The 24,060-nt window shown below is 68.7% G+C and carries 24 protein-coding genes; 11 read left to right on the forward strand and 13 right to left on the reverse strand.

Annotated features, from left to right (window positions below; all coding sequences use genetic code 11):
- Positions 1-160 precede the first annotated feature (160 nt).
- Positions 161-916 carry an SDR family oxidoreductase gene (locus AB0M15_RS21925; protein WP_363821849.1) on the forward strand — a complete coding sequence of 252 codons (756 nt, stop codon included), beginning with the start codon at positions 161-163 and terminating at the stop codon, positions 914-916.
- Between the two features lie 28 nt (positions 917-944).
- On the opposite strand, the gene AB0M15_RS21930 is transcribed toward AB0M15_RS21925, so the two are convergent.
- The gene (locus AB0M15_RS21930; protein WP_363821852.1) at positions 945-2,012 is read right to left on the reverse strand and encodes a DNA polymerase domain-containing protein; all 1,068 of its coding nucleotides are present in this window, start codon (positions 2,010-2,012) and stop codon (positions 945-947) included.
- A gap of 160 nt (positions 2,013-2,172) precedes the next feature.
- Between AB0M15_RS21930 and AB0M15_RS21935 the strand changes: the two genes are divergently transcribed.
- Together AB0M15_RS21935 and msrB are read left to right on the forward strand one after the other, a co-directional pair.
- Positions 2,173-3,765, forward strand: a complete 1,593-nt coding sequence (locus tag AB0M15_RS21935; RefSeq protein ID WP_363821856.1) for a M4 family metallopeptidase — start codon at positions 2,173-2,175, stop codon at positions 3,763-3,765.
- A 114-nt stretch (positions 3,766-3,879) separates the two neighbouring features.
- Entirely contained in the window at positions 3,880-4,299 is a 420-nt protein-coding gene (gene msrB / locus AB0M15_RS21940) for a peptide-methionine (R)-S-oxide reductase MsrB (RefSeq protein ID WP_343978476.1), read from the forward strand.
- A gap of 1 nt (position 4,300) precedes the next feature.
- Here the strand turns inward: msrB and AB0M15_RS21945 are convergent, their stop codons facing one another.
- Positions 4,301-4,678, reverse strand: coding sequence for a VOC family protein (locus AB0M15_RS21945; protein ID WP_363821859.1), 378 nt, complete (start codon positions 4,676-4,678; stop codon positions 4,301-4,303).
- Between the two features lie 2 nt (positions 4,679-4,680).
- Positions 4,681-5,382 (reverse strand): hydrogen peroxide-dependent heme synthase, encoded by a 702-nt coding sequence (gene hemQ, locus AB0M15_RS21950; RefSeq protein WP_363821862.1) that lies wholly within the window; start codon positions 5,380-5,382, stop codon positions 4,681-4,683.
- An 88-nt stretch (positions 5,383-5,470) separates the two neighbouring features.
- Between hemQ and AB0M15_RS21955 the strand changes: the two genes are divergently transcribed.
- Entirely contained in the window at positions 5,471-6,109 is a 639-nt protein-coding gene (locus AB0M15_RS21955) for a DUF4328 domain-containing protein (protein ID WP_363821865.1), read from the forward strand.
- Here the strand turns inward: AB0M15_RS21955 and hemG are convergent.
- The 3 genes from hemG to hemE are packed head-to-tail and all read right to left on the reverse strand — an operon-like array spanning position 6,042 to position 9,072.
- A complete protein-coding gene (hemG, locus tag AB0M15_RS21960; RefSeq protein WP_363821868.1) occupies positions 6,042-7,460 on the reverse strand; it encodes a protoporphyrinogen oxidase in 1,419 nt (472 codons plus the stop codon). The genes AB0M15_RS21955 and hemG overlap by 68 nt on opposite strands.
- A 12-nt stretch (positions 7,461-7,472) precedes the next feature.
- Complete coding sequence (locus AB0M15_RS21965) at positions 7,473-7,979, reverse strand: GNAT family N-acetyltransferase (protein ID WP_363821871.1); 507 nt, start codon at positions 7,977-7,979, stop codon at positions 7,473-7,475.
- On the reverse strand, positions 7,972-9,072 hold the full coding sequence (gene hemE, locus AB0M15_RS21970; RefSeq protein ID WP_363821875.1) for a uroporphyrinogen decarboxylase: 1,101 nt from the start codon (positions 9,070-9,072) through the stop codon (positions 7,972-7,974). Before hemE ends, AB0M15_RS21965 begins: the two co-directional genes overlap by 8 nt.
- Before the next feature lie 83 nt (positions 9,073-9,155).
- On the opposite strand from hemE, the gene AB0M15_RS21975 reads away from it, so the two are divergent.
- Complete coding sequence (locus tag AB0M15_RS21975) at positions 9,156-9,758, forward strand: DUF3000 domain-containing protein (RefSeq protein ID WP_363821881.1); 603 nt, start codon at positions 9,156-9,158, stop codon at positions 9,756-9,758.
- Complete coding sequence (locus tag AB0M15_RS21980; RefSeq protein ID WP_363821885.1) at positions 9,755-11,050, forward strand: HRDC domain-containing protein; 1,296 nt, start codon at positions 9,755-9,757, stop codon at positions 11,048-11,050. Before AB0M15_RS21975 ends, AB0M15_RS21980 begins: the two co-directional genes overlap by 4 nt.
- Positions 11,051-11,096: 46 nt before the next feature.
- Here the strand turns inward: AB0M15_RS21980 and AB0M15_RS21985 are convergent, their stop codons facing one another.
- Positions 11,097-12,524 carry an FAD-dependent monooxygenase gene (locus AB0M15_RS21985; protein ID WP_363821888.1) on the reverse strand — a complete coding sequence of 476 codons (1,428 nt, stop codon included), beginning with the start codon at positions 12,522-12,524 and terminating at the stop codon, positions 11,097-11,099.
- A 97-nt stretch (positions 12,525-12,621) separates the two neighbouring features.
- Between AB0M15_RS21985 and AB0M15_RS21990 the strand changes: the two genes are divergently transcribed.
- Positions 12,622-13,461 (forward strand): hypothetical protein, encoded by an 840-nt coding sequence (locus AB0M15_RS21990; protein WP_363821891.1) that lies wholly within the window; start codon positions 12,622-12,624, stop codon positions 13,459-13,461.
- On the opposite strand, the gene AB0M15_RS21995 is transcribed toward AB0M15_RS21990, so the two are convergent.
- From AB0M15_RS21995 to AB0M15_RS22010, 4 genes are read right to left on the reverse strand one after another with little or no spacing between them, the layout of a single operon-like run.
- Positions 13,428-14,213 (reverse strand): DUF5995 family protein, encoded by a 786-nt coding sequence (locus tag AB0M15_RS21995; protein WP_363821894.1) that lies wholly within the window; start codon positions 14,211-14,213, stop codon positions 13,428-13,430. The two genes, AB0M15_RS21990 and AB0M15_RS21995, sit on opposite strands and share 34 nt — an antisense overlap.
- Positions 14,214-14,265: 52 nt before the next feature.
- Positions 14,266-14,754 carry a glutathione peroxidase gene (locus tag AB0M15_RS22000; protein WP_363821898.1) on the reverse strand — a complete coding sequence of 163 codons (489 nt, stop codon included), beginning with the start codon at positions 14,752-14,754 and terminating at the stop codon, positions 14,266-14,268.
- A gap of 8 nt (positions 14,755-14,762) precedes the next feature.
- Positions 14,763-15,443 carry a dienelactone hydrolase family protein gene (locus AB0M15_RS22005; RefSeq protein WP_363821900.1) on the reverse strand — a complete coding sequence of 227 codons (681 nt, stop codon included), beginning with the start codon at positions 15,441-15,443 and terminating at the stop codon, positions 14,763-14,765.
- Between the two features lie 10 nt (positions 15,444-15,453).
- Entirely contained in the window at positions 15,454-16,119 is a 666-nt protein-coding gene (locus tag AB0M15_RS22010; protein ID WP_363821904.1) for a hypothetical protein, read from the reverse strand.
- 171 nt (positions 16,120-16,290) lie between these two features.
- Between AB0M15_RS22010 and AB0M15_RS22015 the strand changes: the two genes are divergently transcribed.
- The 4 genes from AB0M15_RS22015 (at position 16,291) to AB0M15_RS22030 (ending at position 21,132) form a co-directional block, all read left to right on the forward strand.
- On the forward strand, positions 16,291-17,496 hold the full coding sequence (locus AB0M15_RS22015; RefSeq protein ID WP_363821907.1) for a thiolase family protein: 1,206 nt from the start codon (positions 16,291-16,293) through the stop codon (positions 17,494-17,496).
- Entirely contained in the window at positions 17,493-19,610 is a 2,118-nt protein-coding gene (locus AB0M15_RS22020) for a 3-hydroxyacyl-CoA dehydrogenase NAD-binding domain-containing protein (RefSeq protein ID WP_363821911.1), read from the forward strand. Before AB0M15_RS22015 ends, AB0M15_RS22020 begins: the two co-directional genes overlap by 4 nt.
- A gap of 144 nt (positions 19,611-19,754) precedes the next feature.
- On the forward strand, positions 19,755-20,660 hold the full coding sequence (locus AB0M15_RS22025) for a DUF929 family protein (RefSeq protein ID WP_363821914.1): 906 nt from the start codon (positions 19,755-19,757) through the stop codon (positions 20,658-20,660).
- A gap of 4 nt (positions 20,661-20,664) precedes the next feature.
- Positions 20,665-21,132, forward strand: coding sequence for a vitamin K epoxide reductase family protein (locus AB0M15_RS22030; RefSeq protein ID WP_363821918.1), 468 nt, complete (start codon positions 20,665-20,667; stop codon positions 21,130-21,132).
- Here the strand turns inward: AB0M15_RS22030 and AB0M15_RS22035 are convergent.
- Positions 21,129-22,427, reverse strand: coding sequence for a hypothetical protein (locus tag AB0M15_RS22035; protein ID WP_363821921.1), 1,299 nt, complete (start codon positions 22,425-22,427; stop codon positions 21,129-21,131). The genes AB0M15_RS22030 and AB0M15_RS22035 overlap by 4 nt on opposite strands.
- Positions 22,428-22,543: 116 nt before the next feature.
- Complete coding sequence (locus AB0M15_RS22040; RefSeq protein ID WP_363821925.1) at positions 22,544-24,022, reverse strand: amino acid permease; 1,479 nt, start codon at positions 24,020-24,022, stop codon at positions 22,544-22,546.
- Positions 24,023-24,060: the final 38 nt, after the last annotated feature.

A 24,060-nucleotide genomic window follows, 5' to 3' on the forward strand; every position in this document is an offset into this window, starting at 1 on the left:
GCTACCACCGGCGTGTCGGTCCCTGTGCACACGGTGATCGCGGTTCCGACGCTGGTGGCAACGACTTTGTGGTGAGACGGCAGTCCATTGGGTGAGATCGTTGCCACCCGTGGCGGCGCGCTCGGCGGCGAGATCAGGCGGCGTCAGGCAGGATGGAGCCGTGGACCTAGGACTCGAAGATCGCATCTACATCGTCACCGGCGCCAGCGGTGGACTGGGCTTCGCCACCGCGAAAGCCCTCGCCGCGGAAGGCGCCCGGCTGGTCATCTCCAGCCGCAACGAGGAGTCGATCTCCCGTGCGGCGGCCGAGCTCGGCGAGAACGTGGTCGGCATCCCGGTCGACAACGCCGACCCGGAGAGCGCCGAGCGGCTGGCCGCGACCGCTGTCGCCAAATGGGGCGCCCTGCACGGCGCCCTGATCAGCGTCGGCGGGCCCCGGCCCGGTTCGGCGATGGACACCGAGGAGGACGACTGGCGAGCAGCCTTCGACAGCGTCTTCCTGGGCGGTCTCCGGATCGCTCGCTCGGTTGCCCGGGCGGGCACGGACGGTACTTCGATCGCCTTCGTGCTCTCCTCATCGGTGAAATCGCCGATCGCGGGACTGGCGATCTCCAACGGACTGCGTCCGGGGCTCGCGATGGTCGCCAAGACGCTCGCCGACGAGCTCGGGCCGAACGGGGTCCGGGTGAACGGGTTGATGCCCGGCCGGATCGCCACCGACCGGCTGAAGGAGCTGGACGGCAAGGCCGCTGATCCCCTGGCCGCCCGGCGCGCCGCGGAGAAGGCGATCCCGCTGCGCCGCTACGGCGACCCGGACGAGTTCGGCCGGGTCGCCGCGTTCGTCCTCTCCCCCGCCGCGTCCTACCTGACCGGCGCCATCATCCCGATCGACGGCGGCGCCCTCCGCGCCATCTGACCGAGGCGGGCGCCGGCGAGCCGGACGTCTACTCCTCGGCGTCCTTCGGGCGGTCACGGTCTTTCGACGGCTGCACCCGCTTGGGCTCGCCCGGCATCTTCGGATACTCGGGCGGGTAGGGCATGTCGCCTTCGCCGAAGTCGCGTTCGTGCTTGGCGGACAGCTCCAGCAGCGACTCCAGGGAAAACGCCTTCTCGCCGACGGCGGCGTGCAGATCGCCGACCTCGGCGAAGCGGGCCGGCATCGTCAGTACGTCGAAGTCGTCCGGCACCACCTCCGACACCTCCTCCCAGCGCAGCGGCGCCGAGACGCGGGCCCGGGCGTTGGGGCGGACGGAGTACGCGGACGCGATCGTGCGGTCGCGGGCCATCTGGTTGTAGTCGATGAAGACGCGTTCGCCGCGCTCCTCCTTCCACCAGTTCACCGTGACCTGGTCGGGCATCCGGCGGGACAGCTCGCGGCCGACCGCGATGACGGCCCGGCGGGCCTGGATGAAGTCCCAGCGCGGTTCGATCGGGACGTAGACGTGCAGGCCGCGACCGCCCGAGGTCTTCGGGTACCCCTCCAGGCCGTGCTCGGCCAGCAGCTCACGTAGTACCGGCGCGACCACGGCGGCGCTCTTGAAGTCCGTACCCGGCTGAGGATCGAGGTCGATCCGGAGCTGGTCCGGGGAGTCGAGCTCAGGACGGCGGACCGGCCAGGGGTGGAAGGTCAGGGTGCCGAGGTTGACCGCCCAGGCGACCACGGCCAGCTCGGTCGGGCAGACCTCGTCCGCGGGCCGGCCGCTGGGGAACTTGATCGTCGCCGTCTCGACCCACTCGGGCGCGCCCTTGGCGACCCGCTTCTGGTAGAACGCGTCGCCCTTGTTGTCCATCCGGGTGGACAGCTTCGCGCCCTCGAACCAGCCGCCGGGCCAGCGCTCCAGGGTGGTCGGCCGGTCCCGGAGCGCGCCCAGGATGCCGTCGCCGACCGCGACGAAGTAGTTCACGATGTCCAGCTTGGTCAGTCCACGGTCCGCGAAGTACGGCTTGTCCGGATTGCTCACCCGGACGGTCCGCCCCGCGATCTCCAGCTCGATTGCCTTGGTCGCCGCCATGGTCCGGACGCTACCGGTCGGCGGGGACTAAATGCCGTCACCCCCACGGAAAAGGGAAGTTTTCTCAACCCCTGGCCACCCTAGGTGACCGAGCGGTAACGTACCCGCACCTCGTTCCTGGGGCGTGAGGCCCCCGGGACACTCTTGAAGGAGCACGAGGATGAAGAAATCCGCCCTGCTCGCCGCTGCCACCGCAGTGGCGACCGCAACCGCCCTGGGACTCGGCGCCACCCCGGCGACCGGCGCACCGAAGGCAGACCCGGGCACCACCCCCGCCGCAGCGGTCGCCCGGGCCAAGGCTGCGATCTCAGAGAATCTCGGCACGCTCAGAGCCACCGGCGCCGACGCCTTCCTCGTGAAGGACGTCATCGTGGACGCCGACGGCAGCAGCCATGTCCGGATGGACCGGACGATCGGTGGTCTTCCGGTCCTCGGTGGCGACGTCGTCCTGCACCAGGCCAAGGACGGCGCCCTCAAGGGCGTCAGCCAGACCCTCGCGCAGTCGGCGAACGTCAGCCGGACGCCCAAGGTCAGCGTCGCCACCGCCCTCGCCAAGGGAGTCACCGGCGGTCTCAAGGCCGAGGGCAAGCCGTCCCTGGTCATCGAGGCCCGCAAGGGTGCCCCACGGCTGGCCTACCTGGTCACCAGCGGCGGCACCCAGGCCGACGGCACCCCGAGCAACGTCACCACGACGATCGACGCCCTGACCGGCGCCAAGCTCGTCAGCGAACAGCACATCGAGACGGTCACCGGCGACGGCAAGAGCCTGTACTCCGGAACCGTGCCGATCGACACCACGGCCGTCAGCGGCGGGTTCAACCTGACCGACACGGTGCGCGGCGGCGGAACCACCCTCGACGCGCAGAACAAGACCGACTCGATCCTGTGCCAGCTGTTCGGCCTGGGCTGCCCGGTCGCGGTCAAGTTCCTCGACGCGGACAACCACTGGGGTACCGGCCTGAACACGGACCGGGCCTCGGCCGCGGTGGACGCGCACTACGGCGCGGCGACCACGTTCGACTACTACAAGAACATCCACGGCCGGAACGGCATCTTCAACGACGGCAAGGGCGTCCCGAGCCGCGTCCACTACGGCACGAACTACGTGAACGCCTTCTGGGACGGCAAGAAGATGACGTACGGCGACGGCGACAACGTCGTGGCGGGTCCGCTCGTCTCGATCGACGTGGCCGGCCACGAGATGTCCCACGGCGTCACCTCGGCGACCGCCAACCTGACCTACTCCGGTGAGTCCGGCGGCCTGAACGAGGCGACGAGCGACATCTTCGGGACCGCGGTGGAGTTCTACTCGAACAACACCAACGACCCGGGTGACTACTACATCGGCGAAGAGATCATGAAGGACCGGCCGGCCCTGCGGTTCATGGACAAGCCGAGCAAGGACGGCAACTCGGCCGACTGCTGGTCGTCCGGGGTCGGCAACCTCGACGTGCACTACTCGTCGGGCGTCGCCAACCACTTCTTCTACCTGCTGTCCGAGGGCACCGGCCCCAAGACCATCGGTGGTCTGCCGCACAACGGCAGCAGCTGCACCGGGTCGACCTTCAACGGGATCACGGAGGCCAAGGCCGCCAAGATCTGGTACCGCGCGCTGACGACGTACTTCACCACCGGTACGACGTACGCCCAGGCGCGGGTCGCGACGCTCAACGCGGCCACCGACCTGTACGGCGCCGCCAGCCCCGAGCGGGCCGCCGTGGCGACCGCCTGGACCGCGGTCAGCGTCAACTGAGCCAGTGATCGTCGGGTCCTGTCCCACTGGGGCGGGCAGGACCCGGCGATTGCGGGACGCTTACGTAGCCGGTCCGGCCGGGGTTTCGGTTGACCGGCCGCCGATAATGGGGACATGACAGAGAGCACCAGGCAGTACGCAGTACAGAAGTCCGACGAGGAGTGGCGCGCGAAGCTGTCCCCGGCGGAGTTCCAGGTCCTCCGCAAGGCCGGTACCGAGCGCCCGTTCACCGGCGAGTACACCGACACCAAGACCATCGGCGTCTACAAGTGCCGTGCCTGTGACGCCGAACTGTTCCGCAGCGAGACCAAGTTCGACTCGCACTGCGGCTGGCCGTCCTTCTTCGCCCCGCTCGCCGAGGACCGGGTCGAGTACATCGAGGACCACGACCTCGGCATGAAGCGCGTCGAGGTCCGCTGCGCCAACTGCGGCTCCCACCTGGGCCACGTCTTCGAAGGCGAGGGCTACGGCACCCCTACCGACCTCCGCTACTGCATCAACTCCGTCAGCCTCTCCCTGACCCCGGCGGAGTAGCTCAGATCGGGGTGGCCAGGGCTACTGGGTTGTTGTCTGGGTCGGAGACGTAGGCCTGGCGTTCTCCCCAGGGCATGGTGGCCGGCTGCTGGAGGACGGGGTGGCCGGCCGCTCGGAAGGTCTCCACGGTGGCTTCGACGTCGTCGACGTAGACGAAGAGTTCGAAGCGGGGGGCCGTGCCGACGGTGATGCCGAGTTGGGCTTCGGGCCAGTTGGAGTCGGCGATGCCCAGGGAGGAGTCGCCGCGTTCCAGGCCGACGTAGTGCGGGTCACCTTCCAGGGGGAACTGGTACCGGGACTCGTAGCCGAGCAGGGCGTAGAACTCCAGCGACCGGCGGACGTCGGTGACGTACAGGACCGGGAAGGCTTTGCGCTCCATCGTCAGGCCAGGTTCGCGATCAGATCACTCAGCTCGGCCCGCTTGCCGGTGTAGAAGGGGACCTCCTCGCGCACGTGCCGCCGGGCCGTCGACGCGCGGAGGTCACGCATCAGGTCGACCATCCGGTGCAGCTCGTCGGCCTCGAAGGCGAGCATCCACTCGTAGTCGCCGAGCGCGAACGACGCGACCGTGTTCGCCCGTACGTCGGGGTAGCCGCGGGCCATCTTGCCGTGCTCGGCAAGCATGAACCGGCGCTCCTCGTCCGGCAGCAGGTACCACTCGTAGGACCGCACGAACGGGTAGACGCAGACGTACGCCCGCGCCTCCTCGTCGGCCAGGAACGCCGGGATGTGGCTCTTGTTGAACTCCGCCGGCCGGTGCAGCGCGAACTGCGACCAGATCGGCGCGAGGTGCCGGCCGAGCCGGGAGCGACGCAGCGCGTGGTACGCGTCCTGCAGCGCGTCGGAGGTCGGCGCATGCCACCAGACCATGAAGTCGGCGTCGGCGCGGAAACCCTCCACGTCGTACCAGCCGCGGATCACCACGTCCTGGTCGGCGCCGAGCTTGCCGAGCAACTCGTTGAGCTCGACCACGAGCTCCTCGCGGTCCGCCTCACCGAGCGGTGTCTCCACCTTGAACACCGACCACATGGTGTAGCGGATGACATTGTTCAGCTCGCGCGCCTTCGGCTTCGTCTCGGTCACCCAGCCATTGTCGCCAATGGATCTGCCCATGCGTGCCCCGGGTTGGCCCTACTCTTCGTGACAACAGTCACCATCAGGGGGAATCAGCATGCGCGGTCTACCCAGAGCCACCTCGATCCTGGTCTGGATCACGGCCCTCGCCTACGTGATCGTCGCGGTCGTGGCGTGGCGCGACTACACGGTGTACCGCGACGATCTCGCGAGCTGGGATCCGGCGACGGTCGACACGGTCGACCTGATCTTCTTCGTCCCCGCCCTGACGGCGGCCGTCGTCTTCGTCGTCTGGCTGTGGCGGGCCCGCACCGAGGCGGAGGCGATCAACCCGTTGTTTCCGCACCGTCATGATCGGGGCTGGGTGATCGCCGGCTGGATCGTCCCCTTCATCTTCCTCTGGTACCCGCTGCAGGTCGTCAGCGACGTCGTCGCCGGTAGCAGGCCCCAGGTCGAGCCGGGCGTCCCCGAGCAGCCGCAGGCAGAGAGGAATCTCCTCAGCATCTGGTGGGGCACCTGGGTCGCCACCACCGTCATCGACATGTTCCCGGTCGGCCCGGACGAAGATCCGACCGCCAACGACTTCGTCTGGGGCGCAGTGACCTCGACCGTGACGGCTGTGCTGTCGATCGTCTCCGCGGTCTACGCCGTCCGGGTGATCCGGCTGATCACCGACCTGCAGGCGTCGAGGCCTGCAGGTGAGCTTGCACCTGACTTGCCGCCCTACCAGCACTAGCCACGCAGGCAGCGATCCCGACACCCCGGTACGCCGCTCCGCACACAGCCAACCCAGGTTGACCGGCAACGGCCGCCTCAACCCGGTCGACGCGGTCCAGGTGGCCCACGGCGTACTGCGGAAGGCCGCCGCCCCACCTGGTCACCATCGACCCGACAACTGGCGTCTGTAGGCCCACAGCGGCTCGTAGATCCGCCGCCGCCAGGGCAGCGAGCTCCTCATCCGACCGCTGCAGCACGTACTCCTCGCCGAGCCGCCCGACCGAGCAGCGGAGTACTGCGAGGTCTCCCCCGGCGTCGGCGGACCACTGCCACTTGGCGTGCGAGTAGGTCGACGCCTTGATCGTGCGGCCCTCCACGGACGGCACCAGGAAGCCGGAGCCGGTGGCGGCCGTCGGCCAGTCCGCCTTGCGTACGGCGAGGGTGACGATCGCCATGCTCGCGTACTGGATGGCTGCTAGCTCGGTAGCTGCTTGCGGGACGACATCGGTGAGCATGCGCGCCGCTGGAGCTGCAGGGACGGCTATGACGATCGCGTCGGCCTGGAGGAAGGTCGGGGCGGGCACTGGGCCGGTCTCGAGCTCGTAGCCGGTGGCTGTCCGGCGGATCCGGCGTACGGTCGCACTGCGTTGGATCTGGACGCCACGGGCTAGCAGGTCGGTCTCCAGGGCGGTGATCAGACGGTTGACGCCGCCCTTGATCCCGGCGAAGACCGGCGCGCCGGACGTGTTGCGACGCTGACCGATCTCGCGCAGCTCGGCGGTTGCCGCCAGCAAGCTCGGAGCCGTCTTCAGCTTGGCGTAGAGCTCCGGTACTGCGGCCGCCAGCGAGATCTCCTCGGCGCGGCCGGCGTAGACGCCACCCAGCAGCGGGTCGACGAGCCGGTCGGAGACGGCGGCACCCATCCGCTCCGCGACGAACCGGCCGATCGCGACGTCCTCGGTCAACGCGGGCGCTGCCAGCTCGGGCTCGTGCGCGACAGCCTCGGCTGCCTCCTCGCCCAGGACATCGATCGTCGACTTCGAGTTGGTCGGCACACCCATCACCGTCGGCGGGATGGCGCGGATGCGGTCGCCGATCCAGAGCCCGGCCGAGGTCGTTGCCGGATGCACCAGGTCGTCGCCCAGCCCGACGGCCTGGATCAGATCGACGGCTTCGGGGCGGCGCGCGAGTACGGACTCCGCACCGAGATCCACCGGGATGCCTTCCAGCTCAGCACCCGCCAGCTTCCCGCCCAACCGCGGCGAGGACTCGAGGACGGTGATTCGAGGCGGGTTGGGCCCGCTGGCCAAAGCATGAGCCGCTGCCAGCCCGCTGATCCCACCACCGACGACGACTACCGAGCGCTCCACGACCCCATCAGATCAGACGCCCAAAGCCAGCATGTATTCGATCCCCGGGCGGCCGCCGTACTCCCGCTCCCCGGCCGGTACGAACCCGGTCCGTTCCAGCACCTTCTGCGATCCCACGTTGGTCAGATTGGTCCCCGCGCGAAGTTCCCTCAGGCCGTACTTCCCCGCCGCCAGCTCGCACAGCTCGCGCACGGCGGCGGTAGCCAGCCCTCGCCCGGTCCAGCGCTCGGCGATCCGATAGCCGAGCTCGGCGCTCCCGTCGGCGACATCGACCAGATTCACCCGACCGACTATCTGCCCGTCGTCCTCCACCAGCACATGGAAGTGCAACTCCCCCGCATCCTGATCAACCAGCAACTCCGCCAGCCGCTCCGCGAACTCCGCGAAGAACGCTTCCCCACGGTCAGAGATGTGCGAGGCAAAGTAAGCCCGGTTCTCCAGCTCGAACACCAGCAACGCACCCTCGTGCTCAGCACCCAGCCGCTCGAGCCGAACGCCGGGCGGCAACCCGTCAGGCACGGGTGGACTTCTGCTGGACCGCCTTGACGATCTTGGCGAGGACGTCGGGGTCGGTGGTCGGGGGGACGCCGTGGCCGAGGTTGAAGATGTGGCCGGGGGCGGCCTTGCCTTCGGTCAGGATGCGGTCGATCTCGGGCTCGATGGCGTCCCAGCCGGCGATCAGCAGGGCGGGGTCGAGGTTGCCCTGGACCGGCTTCGGTTTACCACCGGCGGCGACGATCCGGCGTACGGCCTCGTCCAGCGGTACCCGCCAGTCGACTCCAACGACGTCCGCGCCGGCCTCGCTCATCAGGCCGAGCAGCTCCCCGGTGTTCACCCCGAAGTGCAGCCGCGGTACGCCGTACTGCTCCAGCGCGGCGAACACCTTCGCCGAATGAGGCTGCACGAACTCCGCGTAGTCGCGCGCCGACAACCCACCGGCCCACGAGTCGAACAGCTGGATCGCCGACGCGCCCGCCTCGATCTGCACCGACAGATAGGCGATCGCCACGTCCGCCAGCCGGTCCGCCAGCGCATGCCAAAGCGACGGGTCGCCGTGCATCAGCGCCTTCGTCTTCGCGTGATCCTTGCTCGGCCCACCCTCGACCAGGTACGACGCGACCGTGAACGGCGCCCCGGCGAACCCGATCAGCGGGGTCGCGCCGAGCTGCGACACCAGCCCCTGCACCGATTCGATGATGTACGGGACGTCGGCCTCAGTGACCGGGCGCACCGCATCCAGACCGGCGAGGTCACGGATCGGGTCTGCGACGACCGGGCCCACCCCGGGCTCGATCTCGACGCCGAAGCCGGTCGACTTCAGCGGCGTCACGATGTCGGAGTAGAAGATCGCCGCGTCGACGCCGTAACGGCGTACCGGCTGCAGCGTTATCTCCACGACGAGGTCGGGCCGCATACAGGACTCGAGCATCGTCGTGCCTTCGCGGATCGCCTTGTACTCCGGTAGCGAGCGACCCGCTTGGCGCATGAACCAGACAGGCGTGTGCGGGACCGGTTCACCCCGGGCCGCGCGCAGGAAGGCGGACTCCGGTAGGCGATCAGTAGCGGTGGGTGATGCTGTATCGGTTGCGGGGGGAGGTTGCGTCACGGGCACAGGACCGATGATCCCATGCCCGGAAGCTGTCACCGGCGCGTCGTCACCGGCGTCGGTGAGTAATCAGTCGTAGGCTGCGAAGCATGGGTGCCCGCAAGCAGGTCGACGCGCCACCCGCGGAGTTCGCCGAGGCCCTCACTCAGTTGCGTGAGGCACGGTTCCGGCCCGAGGTGTTCGTCGAGGAAATGCCCGCACCGCAGCGGATCGCTCCGCACGCGGCGGCGGTCAGTGCCGACGTCACGGTCGACGGTGACGATGTCGCCACCGGCCGGCTGGTCGTCCTCTATGATCCCGCGGGGAACGACGCCTGGCAGTCGACCTTCCGCTGTGTCGCGTATGTGCGTGCCGCCGTCGAACCGGAGATGGTGACGGACGCACTGCTCGGTGGCGTGGGCTGGACCTGGCTGATGGAGGCACTGGCCGACCGGCGCGCGGAGTACCTGGCCCCGAGCGGTACCGTCACCAGGGTGGTATCCGAGAGCTTCGGCGGAATGGCCGATGACGACGCGACGGCTGAGATCGAGATCCGTGCGTCCTGGAGTCCTGTCCCGGGACCGGACGGGATGGTCGACGTGAGTCATCATGCCGAGGCCTGGGGCGAGGTGCTCTGTACAGCGGCGGGACTCCCGCCGGTACCGCCGGGGGTGGTCGCGATGCCGACCCGGCGCGGTCAGCGGGGCCGATGAGCCCGGCCGAGACCCAGCAGCAGCCGCCCGTGCCGGATGACCCGGCCGAAGACCAGCCACTGCTCGAACTGCGCGACGGACTGTCCGACGTCATCGACACCGACCCGGCACTGGCCGAGGTCGTCGAAGCCTTCCGCGCCGGCACCGGCCCGGTGGCCGTCGACGCCGAGCGCGCCTCGGGCTACCGCTACTCACACCGCGCGTACCTGGTCCAGCTCCGCCGGGAGGGTTCCGGCTCGGCGCTGGTCGACCCGATCCCGTTCGGTGACCTGTCCTCGCTCGGCGACGCGATCGTCGACGCCGAGTGGATCATCCACGCCGCGAACCAGGATCTGGCTTGCCTGGCCGAGGTCGGGATGGTTCCGCAGACCGTCTTCGACACCGAACTCGCCGGCCGGCTGCTCGGTTATCCCAAGGTCGGGTTGGCCTCGCTCGTCAGCGAAGTACTCGGCTACAAGATGCGCAAGGAGCACTCGGCGGCCGACTGGTCGACGCGTCCGCTGCCCGGGCCGTGGCTGATCTACGCCCAGCTCGACGTCGAGATGCTGATCGAGCTGCGCGACGCGATCGAGGCCGAACTGCGCCGCGAGGGCAAGTGGGAGTGGGCGCAGCAGGAGTTCACCGCGATCCTGAAGGCACCGCCGCGGGAGCCGAAGCCGGATCCGTGGCGGCGGACGTCGGGGATGCATCGCGTGCGCAACCGCCGGAGCCTGGCGGTGGTACGGGCGTTGTGGGAGGCGCGCGATCAGATCGCGGAGTCCGCTGACATCTCGCCCGGGCGGATCCTTCCGGACGCGGCCATCGTCGAGGCCGCGGCCGCGATGCCGGTCGACCGCGACACATTGCAGCGACTGACCGCCTTCAAGGGGCGCGGCGCACATCGCCACATGCGCACCTGGTGGGAGGCGATCGACCACGCCCGCCGCCTGCCCGACGGCGAGCTTCCCAAGCAGGGGCCCCGGTACGACGGACCCCCACCGGCCCGCGCCTGGGCGGATCGCGACCCGGACGCCGCAGCCCGTCTGTCGGCGGCGCGCTCGGCCGTCAGCGAGATCGCCGAGGCACACCGGCTCCCGACAGAGAACCTGCTCTCCCCGGACACGATCCGGCGTCTTGCCTGGACTCCGCCGGCCGACGCGGACCTGACCGCGGTGTCGACGTTCCTGCGCGAGCACAACGCCCGCGACTGGCAGATCGGCCTCACCGCCGAGGTCCTCACCGACGCCCTCGCGACCGAGGCAGCCCCCAACGAGCCCCTCGAAGAACCAAGCGAGCCGAGCGGCCCCGCCTAGGCGGTCGTCGGCTTTTCGCGGTGGCCCCTATAGCCACAGCGGCCGGCTAGGCGCCGACGTGTGGGTGTCGGATTGGGGCGCCGGTGGCGGCCGGTGAGCGGCGTGATGTGGTCAGGACCCGGAGCACCACCGCCGGGCGCAGCAAGGCGGTGGGTGGGTCGGCCAGTTGGAGTACTCGGTTGAAGGCCCGCGCTACCGGCACGGAGACGTGGGCGGCACGGACCACCTGGGCGATGTAGCCGTTCAGCTGGGCAGTGCCCGCCGGTCTGTCCCCCACCGTTTCGGGGTGGCCGAAGTCGCCGCCGACGGCGATGCGCCATGGTGCTTCGATCACCCGGGCCGCTCTGCGATGGAACAGGCGCGGCAACTCTGGCGAGAGCACCCCGACACGCCGCGCGACCTCCTCGAGTGCAGCAGCCTGGAGTGCCGCCGACGACATCCCCTGGCCGTAGATCGGATCGAAGCTGCTCGCCGCATCCCCCAGCATGACCAGGCCTTGCAGCAACTGCGCCTTCTCGAAGTGCCGCCGCTGACTCGACGGAAACCGGTACGTCGCAACGTCCGACACCCACTCGCACCGCCCGATCAGCTGCCCGACCACTGGACTCGGCAGCGAGTCCGCAAACGCGCGCACCCCGTCCTCGTCACCAGGCGGCGCGTCACCGTGCACGCCCGCCAGCGTCACCTGCCACCGCTCCCCCTCAACCGGCAGCACGGATCCGCCACGGATCGAGCCCGGGTTGTCGATACACGCAATGAAATCCCCCTCGAAGTCCCCCGCCGAACGACGCATGAGGAAAGACGCATAACCGATGTCGATGCCAACCCGGGTAACCGGCACCTCGAGCCGCCCGGAGGCCGCGAGGTCATGCACGATCCGCGAGTTCCTCCCCGAACAGTCGACAACAAGATCGGCCGACCGCTCCTCGCCGGCAACCACCACCCCGGTAACCCGGCTGTGCAGCGGGTCGGCGAAGTCGCTCGTCGACGACGCCGCGGCCAGCCCGCTATCGGCGGCAGCGGCGGCCAGCCCGCGATCCGTGACAGCGACCCGGTCGACCAGCACCGCGTCCTCGACAGCGACGCCGGGCAAGGCTGTGACTCGGGTGCGGATCACCTGCTCCAACAGTGGTCTCGTCATGCAAAGGACCGGTCGCCCCCAGTCACCGCGGGCTCGGTAGGCGCCGCCTTGGTAGACCCAGGCGTTGTGCCCGTCGGCCCGTACGGCGCCTCGGGCGACCAACTCGTCCTCAATACCGGGGAACCAATCGCGAAGCCGGTCCAGCCCAGCAGCGAGCAGCAGATGCAGGTGCCGGCCCTGCGGGACGTGCCCGCGCGGCGCGACCGCGTCCGTGAGGTGCTCGCGCTCCAGGACGACCACCGAAGCGGCGTGCTCAGCCAGCGCTCGGGCAGCCAGCAGCCCGGCAATGCTGCCTCCGACAACAATCACGCGTCCCTCACGCGACCTAGCCATGGCCACCTCCCTCTCGCCCTCAGGTTAGATCTCCGTAACCGCCCGCTCCCTTGACTGCCACGACCGTCAGGTCAATCGTCAGGAGGAGGGGATTCCGATGAACACAAGACCTGAGCCCGACGACCGCGTATTGCCCTACACCCGCGCCCTGTCGCTCGCCATCGTGCCGTTCCTGATCGCGGGCTTCGTGATCCTGTACCTGTTCCCGCACCACACCGCCCGCCTCTGGGCCTGGCCGCTCCGCCCGACGATGACCGCGATGGTCCTCGCCTCGGCGTACCTGGGCGGCGCCTACTTCTTCATCCGGGCAGCCCTGGAGCGCCGCTGGCATGTCCTCGCCCCGGGAATGCTGTCCGTCACGGCCTTCGCAACCCTCCTCGGAGTTGCGACCCTGCTCCACTGGAACAAGTTCACCCACGACAACCCAGCCTTCTGGATCTGGACAGCCCTGTACTTCGCCGCCCCACTCCTCGTCCTGGCCGCCTGGCTCCTCAACCGCCCGTACGCCGCCCCCGCCGGCGACCCCGGTGACTTGCTACCGACGTCCTTGCGGGCAGCCGTAGCCGCCATCGGCGCCCTCGCACTCGTCCAAGGCGCCGCCATGTTCATCACGCCGTCGACATTCCTGGACCTGTGGCCGTGGACCCTCACCCCGCTGTCGGCCCGGACCATGGCTGCCGTCCTGTGCCTGGGCGGCGCCGGCCTCGCCATCTGGCGCGACCCCCGCTGGTCGACCCTCCACCGAATGCTCGAAGTCGAACTGGTCATGGTCACCCCGATGCTGCTGGCCGCCCTCCGAGCCCACGATCAACTCGACTCCACCAAACCGCTCGCCTGGCCGCTCCTGGCCGGCTTCTCCCTGCTGTTCATCGGCTCGCTGGCTCTCTGGTCGCGCCACCAACTTCACTCCCACAACACCCTGGCGCCGATCGGCTGAGCTTCTATTTTGGGGGGCGGCAGAAGGACGCCGAACCCTGCAACCGCCAGGCGCAGAAGCACCTGGCCGGGCGCAAGCAGATCAGCGATCTTGGCAGCGCTCAGCAGTTCGAGCTCCGCCAGCCGGATCGCGTAGGCGTCCGGCGAGATGATCCGGGCTTGATGGAGCTCCATGGTGTTGTGCCAGACCTTGCGGCGGGACTCGCGCAGGAACCGTTTCGAGGCTCGCTGGTTGAGCGGCCGCAGTGCACGGTCCAGGAGTGTGCGCGCCGACCGAGTCGCCAATTCAGCGTCCTCGGCGGCCACCCGATCGGCCAGCACCCCATCGATCCGTTCGTGGTCGCGGCGTCGGCGGTCGAGCAATGCGGCGTCGTCGAACTCCTCGACGGAGATCACGGCGAGCAGCGACTGCGGTAGGTCGTAGTTGATGTGCGCGTTGACCCCGAGCAGCACATGAGCCAACGGCGGCAGCTTCGCCGAAGCGTCGAACGCGAGCCGCCAAGGCCGCGGAACACTCTCACCGGCTCGATCAGCGTCGAAGGCCTTCAGATAAAGGTCCGCGAAGACGACGTCCCACACCTCAACCCAGGCAGGATCCTCGAACGCCCCGCGGTCGACGGCCCGGGCCACCGCACTGGTGGTCCGCTGGTACGTCGCGAGGAACTCACGCCGCGACTCCTCAGCCGCCGTCAGACTGTCCAGCCGCTCCTGCAGAGCGGCAACGACCGCCGCGATGTCCCCCGACTGCTCCATAGGGCTCAGTATGTTCTCGCCGAGCTTCCCCGGCGAGAACATACCGAAAGCGCTACGCCGGAAGCTGGGTTTCGATCGCGGTGATGACCTCGTCCGACTCGGGCAGGGTGCCGGGGCGGAAGCGGGCGGCGACGGTGCCTTCGGGGGTGAGCAGGAACTTCTCGAAGTTCCACTGGACGTCGCCGGCCTCGCCGTCCGCGTCCGGGGTCAGGGTCAGTTCGGAGTACAGGGCGTGCCGGTCGTCGCCGTTGACCTCGAGCTTGTCGAGCATCGGGAACGTCACGCCGTACGTCGTCGAGCAGAACGTCTCGATCTCCTCGGCCGTGCCGGGCTCCTGGCCGCCGAACTGGTTGCAGGGCGCGCCGAGCACGGTGAAGCCGCGGCTCGCGTAGCGCTTCTGCAGGTTCTCCAGGCCCTCGTACTGCGGGGTCAGGCCGCACTTGGAGGCGACGTTCACCACCAGCACCGCCTTGCCCTTGTACTCGGCCAGGGAGGTGTCCGCGCCGGAGAGAGTGTGCAGCGGAATGTCGTACAGGCTCATCAAAATCCTTAGGAGGTGGGGAGATTGCGGGACAGGAAGTCTTCGGTACGGCTCCACGCGAGGGCTGAGGCCTCGGCGTGGTGGAAGGCGGGCGCCGGATTGTCGAAGGCGTGCCCGGCCCCGGGATAGCGGTGGATCTCGGTGCGAGGACCGTCGACGGCCTCGATGATCTTGTCGACCACGTCGGTCTTCAGGTAGTCGTCGGCGTCCCCGAAGTGATGCAGGCTGACCGCGTCGACAGCAGGAGCCAGCTCCAGCAGGTTCGGCAGCGCGGAGCCGTAGTAGCTCACCAGTACGTCCGGAGACGACACGGCGGCCACATTGAAGGCCAGTCCCCCGCCGAAGCAGAACCCCACGATGCCGACGCCCGTCTCCCGACTGCGCAGGTACTCGAGCGCGGCGACCGAGTCAGACACAGCAGTCGGCCAGTCGACGCGCTGCATCAGGCCGACCGCCTGGTCCAGTACGTCCGGAGCCGACTCGTCCAGCTCGGCGTCGTCCAGGCGCCAGTAGATCTCCGGTGCGATCACGTAGTACCCGAGAGCGGACAGATCGAAGGCCCGCTGCTTGATGTACTCCGAGATCCCGAAGATCTCCTGGAGCAGCAGGATGCCGGGCCCGGATCCGTTGGCAGGTTCCCACACGTGTGCCGGCATCAACCCCGTGCCGGTATCAATCTCCAAGGTCACACCTTGGAGCCTACTTCGCCTCCACAGCCTCTCGCCGCGACACCTCAGCCACCGGTGCAGGCATCCAGCGCTCGGACTCCGCTATGGCTGCTGCAAGGAGCTCGTAGAGCCGCTCGTCCGGGTTGGACACGCAGGCCTGCGAGATGCCCTCCACAGCACACGACACCGCCCGTGGAGCCGTCCGGCGCGCGAAGTCCGGAGTACCGCGGTGTGGTCGGGCTGTGAACGTCCTAGCCCACTTGGTAGCCGCCGGTACTGCGTCCAGCGCCTCCTGGGCGTCAGATCGCAGGCTGTCCAGCGGGCGACCGTCCAGCGCAGCCAGGTGGCGCTCCCCCACGAGCAGGGCGACCGCCAGGATGTACTGCCGCTCCTGCGACACCACTGGCAACGCATGTTGGATGCAGATCGCTGTCACCATCGGTACGACGTGCGGGTCCTCCGGGACCAGCCCGATCACCGAGGGGATCATCGGCGCCAACCGGGCCCGCCCTGCGTCCGTCGTGCAGTCGTTGACGTCGCGGGCCACTCCGGCCAGCAGTGGATGGGTACAGGCCGGATGATCCGACCAGGGCTCGCCCGCGAGGTACGAGGCGAACTCCATGAAGCAGGCACCCTTGCGAGGGTTTCGGTGTTTGCCCCGCGACAGAACCGGGACAGCAAGCTCGGAATTGTTCATTGCGGCTCCTGAGACGCTCCTCGTCCCAGAATGCGCCCGAAAAGCCGTGGAAGCCACGGGTTACCGACATCGGCTTGTGAGCAGCGGCACAGGCGTGGCGGGTTGGGGTGATGTGTTACCGACGGGTAGCCTTGCTCTTGCTCCCACTCCTGGAACCCAGAGGAGGGCCTCGTGCCCCGTGAGATCCGCGATGTCGTCTTCGTCGACGGCGTTCGCACCCCGTTCGGAAACGGCAAGGCCACCGGCCTGTACGCCGAGACGCGCGCCGACGATCTGGTGATCAAGTGCATCCGGGAAATTCTCCGGCGCAACCCGTCGCTGCCGCCGGAGCGGGTGGAGGAGGTCGCGATCGCGGCCACCACCCAGATCGGTGACCAGGGCCTGACCATCGGCCGGACCGCGGCCCTACTGGCAGGTCTGCCGAACACGACTCCCGGCTACGCAATCGACCGGATGTGCGCGGGCGCCATGACGGCCGTGACCACGCTCGCCTCCGGGATCGCCTTCGGCGCCCAGGACGTGGTGATCGCCGGCGGTGTCGAGCACATGGGCCGGCACCCGATGGGCGAGGGCGTCGACCCGAACCCGCGGATCATCTCCGAGAAGCTCGTCGACACCAGCGCGCTGGTGATGGGCTCCACCGCGGAGAACCTGCACGACCGGTACCCGAGCATCACCAAGGCCCGGACCGACGCCTTCGCCGTCCTGTCCCAGGAACGCGCCGCCAAGGCGTACGCGAACGACCTGATCCAGCCGGACCTGGTCCCGATCGCGATCCGCTCGGCCGAGCACGGCTGGGGTCTGGCCACCGCCGACGAGCCGATGCGCCCGGGCACCACGCTGGAGGACCTCGCCAAGCTGAAGACTCCGTTCCGCCCGCACGGCCGGGTCACCGCGGGCAACGCGGCCGGAATCAACGACGGCGCCACGGCTGCCCTGCTGACGTCGGCCGAGGCGGCCGAGGAGCTCGGTCTCATCCCGAAGATGAAGCTGGTCTCGTACGGCTTCGTCGGCGTCGAGCCCGAGGTGATGGGCTTCGGCCCGGTACCGGCCACCGAGAAGGCGCTGAAGCAGGCCGGCCTGACCATCGACGACATCCAGGCCTTCGAGGTGAACGAGGCGTTCGCCGTCCAGGTGCTGGCGTTCCTCGAGCACTACGGCATCGCCGACGACGACCCGCGGGTCAACCCGTACGGCGGTGCGATCGCGTACGGCCACCCGCTGGCGTCGTCCGGCATCCGGCTGATGACCCAGCTGGCCAAGCAGTTCGAGCTGCGGCCCGAGGTCCGGTACGGCCTGACCACGATGTGCGTCGGCCTCGGCATGGGCGGAACCGTCATCTGGGAGAACCCGAACTTCGAGGGGAACAAGGCATGAGCGACTTGCAGGCGTTGATCGACGAGGCGCTCGCGATCGAGAACGACGAGCTCGTCACGCTGGCCCCGAGCCGCGACGTCGTACTGCCGAACAAGGCCGGCACGCTGGCCCTGATCACCCTCGACAACGGCCAGGACCACACCAAGCCGAACACCTTCGGCCCGAAGGGTCTGGCCGAGCTGAACAAGGCGATCGACGCCGCCCTCGCCCGTGAGGACATCGTCGCGATCGGGGTGACCGGCAAACCGTTCATCCTCGCGGCGGGTGCGGATCTCAGCGGCGTACCGAAGCTGGCCGGGCGGGAGCAGGCGCTCAACCTCGGCAAGATCGGGCACGGCGTCATGCGCAAGCTGCTCGACGGTGGCAAGCCGTCGTTCGCGTTCGTCAACGGGGTCGCTCTTGGTGGCGGCCTCGAAGTGGCGCTGCACGCGCAGTACCGGACGGTCTCGGTCGCGGCCGGGATGATCTCGACGCCCGAGGTGTTCCTCGGACTGCTGCCGGGCTGGGGTGGCAACTTCCTGCTGCCGAACCTGATCGGTGCGGACAAGGCCGTCAAGGTCGTCGTCGAGAACGCCCTGAACCAGAACAAGATGCTGAGCGGTCCCGAGGCGGTCAAGTTCGGCATCGGCGACGTGCTGCTGGATTCGGCCGACTTCCTCGAGCAGTCGCTGATCTGGGCGAGCAAGGTGCTGACCGGCGAGATCGTCGTCGAGCGGCCCGAGATCGACCGCGGCGAGGCCTGGGACGCGGCGGTTGCCCGTGGCAAGGCGTTCGCTGACCTCAAGGTGAGCGGGGCCGCGCCGGCGCCGTACCGGGCACTGGATCTGATCGCGGCAGCCAAGGACGACGACCGCGACCGTGGCTTCGCGGCCGAGGACGAGGCGCTCGCCGACCTGATCATGAGCGAGGAGCTGCGCAGCGGCCTCTACGCCTTCGACCTGGTCAACAAGCGCGCCAAGCGGCCCGCGGGCGCGCCGGACAAGTCGCTGGCCCGCAAGGTCAGCAAGGTGGGCGTCGTCGGCGCCGGCCTGATGGCCGGCCAGCTGGCACTGCTGTTCGTCCGCAGGCTGGAGGTTCCCGTGGTGCTCACGGACCTCGACCAGGAGCGTGTCGACCGCGGTGTCGGCTACGTGCACGGTGAGATCGACAAGCTGCTCGGCAAGGGCCGGATCCGGCCGGACAAGGCCAACCAGCTGAAGGCGCTCGTCACCGGCTCGGTCGATCGCTCGGTCTTCGCCGACGCCGACTTCGTGATCGAGGCCGTCTTCGAGGAGCTGCAGCTGAAGAAGACGATCTTCGCCGACCTGGAGAAGATCATCCGGCCGGACGCGATCCTCGCGACCAACACCAGCTCACTGTCGATCACCGAGATGGCGGCCGACCTGGAGCACCCGGAGCGGGTCGTCGGGTTCCACTTCTTCAACCCGGTCGCGGTGCTGCCGCTGCTGGAGATCATCCGCGCGGACCAGACCGACGATGCCTCGCTGGCGACCGCCTTCGCGGTCGGCAAGACGCTGAAGAAGTCCTGCGTGCTGGTCAAGGACGCGCCGGCCTTCGTGGTGAACCGGCTGCTGACCCGCTTCCTCGGTGAGGTCAGCGCGGCGGTCGACGAGGGCACGCCGATTCCCGAGGCGGACAAGGCGCTGTCGGCGCTCGGCCTGCCGATGCCGCCGTTCGTGCTGCTGCAGCTGGTCGGGCTGCCGGTCGCGCTGCACGTCGCGGAGACGATGAACCGGGCGTACCCGGATCGCTTCGCCGTCTCGGCGAACCTCGCCAAGGTCGTTGCTGCAGGCAAGAGTTCCTTCTACGTCTGGAGCGCCGAGGGCAAGCCGTCCGTCGACCCGGAGGTCGAGGCTCTGGTGACCGTCGGCGACAAGCCGTCGACCGCCGAGGAACTGCGCAGCCGGGTGCTGTCCGCGCTGGCCGAGGAGATCCAGATCATGCTCGACGAGGGCGTGGTCGCGGAGGCGCAGGACATCGACCTGTGCCTGCTGCTCGGTGCGGGCTGGCCGTTCCACCTCGGCGGAATCACGCCGTACCTGGACCGCAGCGGCATCGCCGAGAAGACCAACGGCAAGCGTTTCCTCCCCAAGGGCGTCGCGAGTATCGCCTGACGCCTCAGTCTGCTGGGGGTCGGTCCGGCGCCGGAAGCCCGGTCCGGCCCCCAGCAACCTTTTCGGGTTTGCAACATCCAGCGCGGAACTTCCACCCAGCGCCGTCAGTTGTCCTTCATGGACTGAACCAGAGCTGGGGAGAACATGAGCAAGCGCGTGGAACAGAAGTCTCAGGCTCGCGAGAAGGCGGCCTCGCTGGCCGCCGAGCAGGCGCGGGCCGAGCGCCGCCGGAAGCTGCTGATCGCGATCAGCGCCGTCGTGGTGGTCATCGTGGTGATCGGCGGCCTGGTCGCCGTCCGCCTCGCCGGCGGCGGCAAAAAGGACGAGGCGGCAGGCCCCTCGGGTACGGCGGACACGAACCTCGTCTCCACGCTGGCCAGCATCCCGCCGGCCACCTTCGCCGCGGTCGGCAGTGACGGCGTGAACGCTTCTCCCTCAGCCATCACCGCCCCGCCCCTGACCGCCGGCGGCAAGCCGAAGGTGCTCTACATCGGCGCCGAGTTCTGCCCGTACTGCGCCGCCGAGCGCTGGCCCGTCACGGTCGCGCTCTCCCGCTTCGGCACCTTCAAGAACCTCGGCACGACCCACTCGGCCTCCGCCGACGTCTTCCCGAACACGGCGACGCTGTCCTTCCACGGCGCCACCTACACCAGCCAGTACCTGGCCTTCACCGGTGTGGAGACGACGACGAACGAGCAGGTCAACGGCCAGTACAAGCCGCTGGACACGCCGACCGCCGAGGACCAGAAGACCTTCTCGACGTTCAACCAGCCGCCGTACGTGCAGAGCGGTGGCTCGATCCCGTTCATCGACCTCGGCGGCAAGTTCGTCGGCTCCGGCGCGACGTACTCGCCGGAGATCCTGGCCGGCAAGACGCAGGCCGAGATCGCCGACGCACTGAAGGACGCGAACAGCCCGATCGCGAAGGCGGTCGACGGCTCGGCGAACGTCTACAGCGCGGCCATCTGCGCACTCACCAACAACCAGCCCGCCGCGGTCTGCTCGACGGACGCGGTCAAGGCAGCGGCCGGCAAGCTCGGGAAGAGCTGACCCGGTGAGCGCCGGTGTCACGATGCAGCGCAAGTCGCTCGGCTGGCTCCCCTGGACGATCTTGGTGCTGTCCGTCGCAGGGGTCGCGGTCGCGGCGTACCTGACGTATGAGCACTACACCGCCGGTACGACGCTCGCCTGCCCGGACACCGGCGTCGTGAACTGCATGAAGGTAACCAGCAGCCAGTACTCCAAGCTCTTCGGCATCCCGGTCGCGCTGCTCGGCCTGCTGTTCTTCGTCGGGATGACAGCGCTGTCGTTGCCACCTCTGTGGCGGACGGCGTCCCCGTGGCCGAGCCGGCTCCGGCTGGCGGCAGTCGTCGTCGGAGTCGTCTTCGTCTGCTACCTGATCTGGGCCGAGCTCTTCCAGATCGACGCGATCTGCCTGTGGTGCACGGTCGTCCACGGACTGACGATCGTCCTGTTCGGCCTGGTCGTCATCCGGCAGGCGTTGCCGCCGCTGGAGGACTAGCCGCGGAACTTCTTCACCGCGGTGACCAGCTCGGCCGGCGTCCTGCCCGTGTGCTTCTTGATGATCGCGGCGTCGGCGGCCGGGCTGACACCGTGCTGGGCGAGGTCCGTGTAGAGCGCGGCCATCCCCTTCACGCCCTCGGTGGAGACCACGTACTCCGTGGCCCACCAGGACTGCCCGTACGAGCGGTCGCCGCTGGCGTCGAACTCCTTCTCCCCCGGCAGCACCTTCATCGACGGCAGGTACTTCGTCTTCACCATCGTGCGGTAGGGATCGACGGTCCAGCGCGGATCGTCCTCGATCGAGCGGCACCGGACGTACTCCGCGACGCCCTCGACCAGCCACATCGGCGTACCGAGGCCGATCGGCGTCGTGGCGACATGGGTCATCTCGTGGACGAGCAGATCCTCTTCGAGATCCTTGCGGACGGCCGGGTTGATCACGATCCTGCTGCCCACCGGCGCGGCCGCCTTCACGCTCAGCGGCTCACCGTCGTACAGGGTGACGGCCTTGGCCGCGATCGTCCAGCCGTCGCCGGTGCCGGCCGTCCAGTGCATCGACATCACCCGGGGTTCGGGCATCGCGATCACCATCACCTTGCCGTTCCAGGGACGCGGCCAGTGCCGGCGGACGGCGGCGACGGCGTCCTGCGAGATGCCGGCGATCTTCTTGCCCATCGGGATTTCCTTCTTGTCCACCACGACGGTGACGGTGCCGCGATGGACCACCTTGACCGGCTGGAAGTCCCATGGCTGGCGATGGCCGTCCTCGCTCAGCATCTCCTCGATCGCGTCGTCGGCGACCAGAATCCAGCGGCCGGAGCGGAGTACGAAGGTGTAGCCGAGGTCGGTCTGCACCGGCTTCGGGTCGAGCCCGGTGAGTTCGTAGCGCATCATCACCCGGGTGGTGAAAGCGGTCTTGCCGTATTTCGCGACCATCTTCGGCGCGGCCCGCTCGTCGGCGGCGAAGTACCGCAGATTGGTGAAGTCGAACTGCCGCAGGTTGCCGAACAGCACCCGCTGCTCGGCGACGAGCTTCGGCTGCTTGGGGTCGACCGAGGCGATGAAGGCCTTCTCGTCGTCTTTGAGAACGGCAGTCGCGCGCTTCGCCAGCAGTGCGTCCACCGCAGCCTTCCGGGACTTCGCCGAGGCGACCGAGGTGGTCGCCTCCGCGGCGACCGCAGTGCCGCCCGGGGTGCTGCCGCCGTCCGGCTTGGTCACCACGACGACGCCGACGGCGCTCGCCAGCACCAGCACGGTGGCGCCCGCGAAGAGGCGTCCGCGCTTCATCGTCATCTCGTGCTCCTCGCCCGCCCCGATCCGGCCGGACGGATATTACTCCCCAAATCCGTACTTCGGGGTTGCGAAGAGGCCGCACCCCGGGGGACACGGCCTCTTCATCGGGTGGACGACTACGCCCTGGTGCTCTCGCCAGTGCGCTCCGTCTCGCCGACACGGCTCTTGCGGTAGCCGTAGATGGCGTAGACGGCGAAGCCCAGCACCATCCAGACCAGGAACCGGATCCAGGTCTCCAGCGACAGGTTCAGCATCAGGTAGATGCAGATCACCGCTGCCAGGATCGGCACCACCGGGTTGCCCGGCACCTTGAACGAGCGCTCGATGTCGGGCCGGCTCCGGCGCAGCAGCGGCACCGCGATCGAGACCAGGGTGAACGCGGCCAGGGTGCCGATGTTCACCATCTCTTCCAGCTTGCCGATCGGGGTCACACCGGCCACGATCGCGACCACCACGCCGATGCCGATGGTGAGGCGGTACGGCGTACCGAACTTCGGGTGCGTCTTGCCCAGCGTCGCCGGCACCAGGTGGTCCCGGCTCATCGCGAAGACGACGCGCGCGGCGCCGATCATCAAGGTGAGCACGACGGTGGTCAGACCGGCGACCGCGCCGGCCGAGATCAGCGTCGCGAAGCCTGGCTTGCCGACCGATCGGAAGGCCTCCGCCAGCGCCGCTTCACCACTGATGTCGGTGTACTTGACCATGCCGGTGATGACGATGCAGACCAGCACGTAGAGCACCGTGCAGATCGCCAGCGAACCGAGGATGCCGCGGGGCAGGTCGCGCTGCGGGTTCTTCGCCTCTTCCGCGGTCGTCGCGACCACGTCGAAGCCGATGAACGCGAAGAACACCAGCGACGCACCGGAGACCAGGCCCATCACACCGAACGTCGACGGCGCCCCGAAGATCCACTGGACCAGCGGGGTGGTGATGGAGGCGTCGTCGTTCGCGGCCGGGATGCTCGGCGGGATGAACGGGGTCAGGTTCGAGCTCTTGATGTAGAACAGCCCGGCGATGATCACGAACAGCACGACGAACAGCTTGACCGCGACGAGCGCGAGGTTGACCCGCAGCGACTCCTTGATGCCGACCGTCGCCAGGATCGTCAGCACGATCACCAGCAGCATCGCCAGCACGTTGACGTTGGCGTCCGGCCCGATCGAGTCGGGCCAGCCCAGTCCTATCTCGTCGAGGAAGAGCTTCGCGTAGGTGGACCAGCCCTGTGACACGACGCTTGCCCCGAGCATCAGCTCGAGCAGCAGGTCCCAGCCGATGATCCAGGCGAAGATCTCGCCGAGCGAGAAGTACGAGAACGTGTACGCCGAACCGGAGACCGGCACGGTCGACGAGAACTCCGCGTAACACAGCGCCGCCAGCGCGCAGCAGATCGCCGCGAACACGAACGACAACGCGATACCCGGACCCGCGTAGGCCTTGGCGGCCCGGCCGGTCAGGGTGAAGATGCCGGCGCCGATGATGACGCCGATGCCGAAGACGGTCAGGTCGAGGGCGGTGAGGCGTTTCTTGAGCTGGTACTCCGGCTCGTCGGTGTCCGCGATCGATTGCTCGATCGTCTTGGTTCGCAACAGACTCATCTGTACGCCTCCTCAAACTCGGACGGAACCCTCCGAGC

It is taken from the genome of Kribbella sp. NPDC051718 (assembly GCF_040681515.1).
In the GTDB taxonomy this organism is placed as follows: domain Bacteria; phylum Actinomycetota; class Actinomycetes; order Propionibacteriales; family Kribbellaceae; genus Kribbella.

Bases quoted from the DNA above. Each gene is read 5' to 3' on its own strand.
- AB0M15_RS21930 (WP_363821852.1), bottom strand. From the start codon at position 2,012: ATGGCGGCGACCAAGGCAATCGAGCTGGAGATCGCGGGGCGGACCGTC.
- AB0M15_RS21935 (WP_363821856.1), top strand. From the start codon at position 2,173: ATGAAGAAATCCGCCCTGCTCGCCGCTGCCACCGCAGTGGCGACCGCA.
- msrB (WP_343978476.1), top strand. From the start codon at position 3,880: ATGACAGAGAGCACCAGGCAGTACGCAGTACAGAAGTCCGACGAGGAG.
- AB0M15_RS21945 (WP_363821859.1), bottom strand. From the start codon at position 4,678: ATGGAGCGCAAAGCCTTCCCGGTCCTGTACGTCACCGACGTCCGCCGG.
- AB0M15_RS21955 (WP_363821865.1), top strand. From the start codon at position 5,471: ATGCGCGGTCTACCCAGAGCCACCTCGATCCTGGTCTGGATCACGGCC.
- AB0M15_RS21975 (WP_363821881.1), top strand. From the start codon at position 9,156: ATGGGTGCCCGCAAGCAGGTCGACGCGCCACCCGCGGAGTTCGCCGAG.
- AB0M15_RS21980 (WP_363821885.1), top strand. From the start codon at position 9,755: ATGAGCCCGGCCGAGACCCAGCAGCAGCCGCCCGTGCCGGATGACCCG.
- AB0M15_RS21985 (WP_363821888.1), bottom strand. From the start codon at position 12,524: ATGGCTAGGTCGCGTGAGGGACGCGTGATTGTTGTCGGAGGCAGCATT.
- AB0M15_RS21990 (WP_363821891.1), top strand. From the start codon at position 12,622: ATGAACACAAGACCTGAGCCCGACGACCGCGTATTGCCCTACACCCGC.
- AB0M15_RS21995 (WP_363821894.1), bottom strand. From the start codon at position 14,213: ATGGAGCAGTCGGGGGACATCGCGGCGGTCGTTGCCGCTCTGCAGGAG.
- AB0M15_RS22000 (WP_363821898.1), bottom strand. From the start codon at position 14,754: ATGAGCCTGTACGACATTCCGCTGCACACTCTCTCCGGCGCGGACACC.
- AB0M15_RS22010 (WP_363821904.1), bottom strand. From the start codon at position 16,119: ATGAACAATTCCGAGCTTGCTGTCCCGGTTCTGTCGCGGGGCAAACAC.
- AB0M15_RS22020 (WP_363821911.1), top strand. From the start codon at position 17,493: ATGAGCGACTTGCAGGCGTTGATCGACGAGGCGCTCGCGATCGAGAAC.
- AB0M15_RS22025 (WP_363821914.1), top strand. From the start codon at position 19,755: ATGAGCAAGCGCGTGGAACAGAAGTCTCAGGCTCGCGAGAAGGCGGCC.
- AB0M15_RS22035 (WP_363821921.1), bottom strand. From the start codon at position 22,427: ATGACGATGAAGCGCGGACGCCTCTTCGCGGGCGCCACCGTGCTGGTG.
- AB0M15_RS22040 (WP_363821925.1), bottom strand. From the start codon at position 24,022: ATGAGTCTGTTGCGAACCAAGACGATCGAGCAATCGATCGCGGACACC.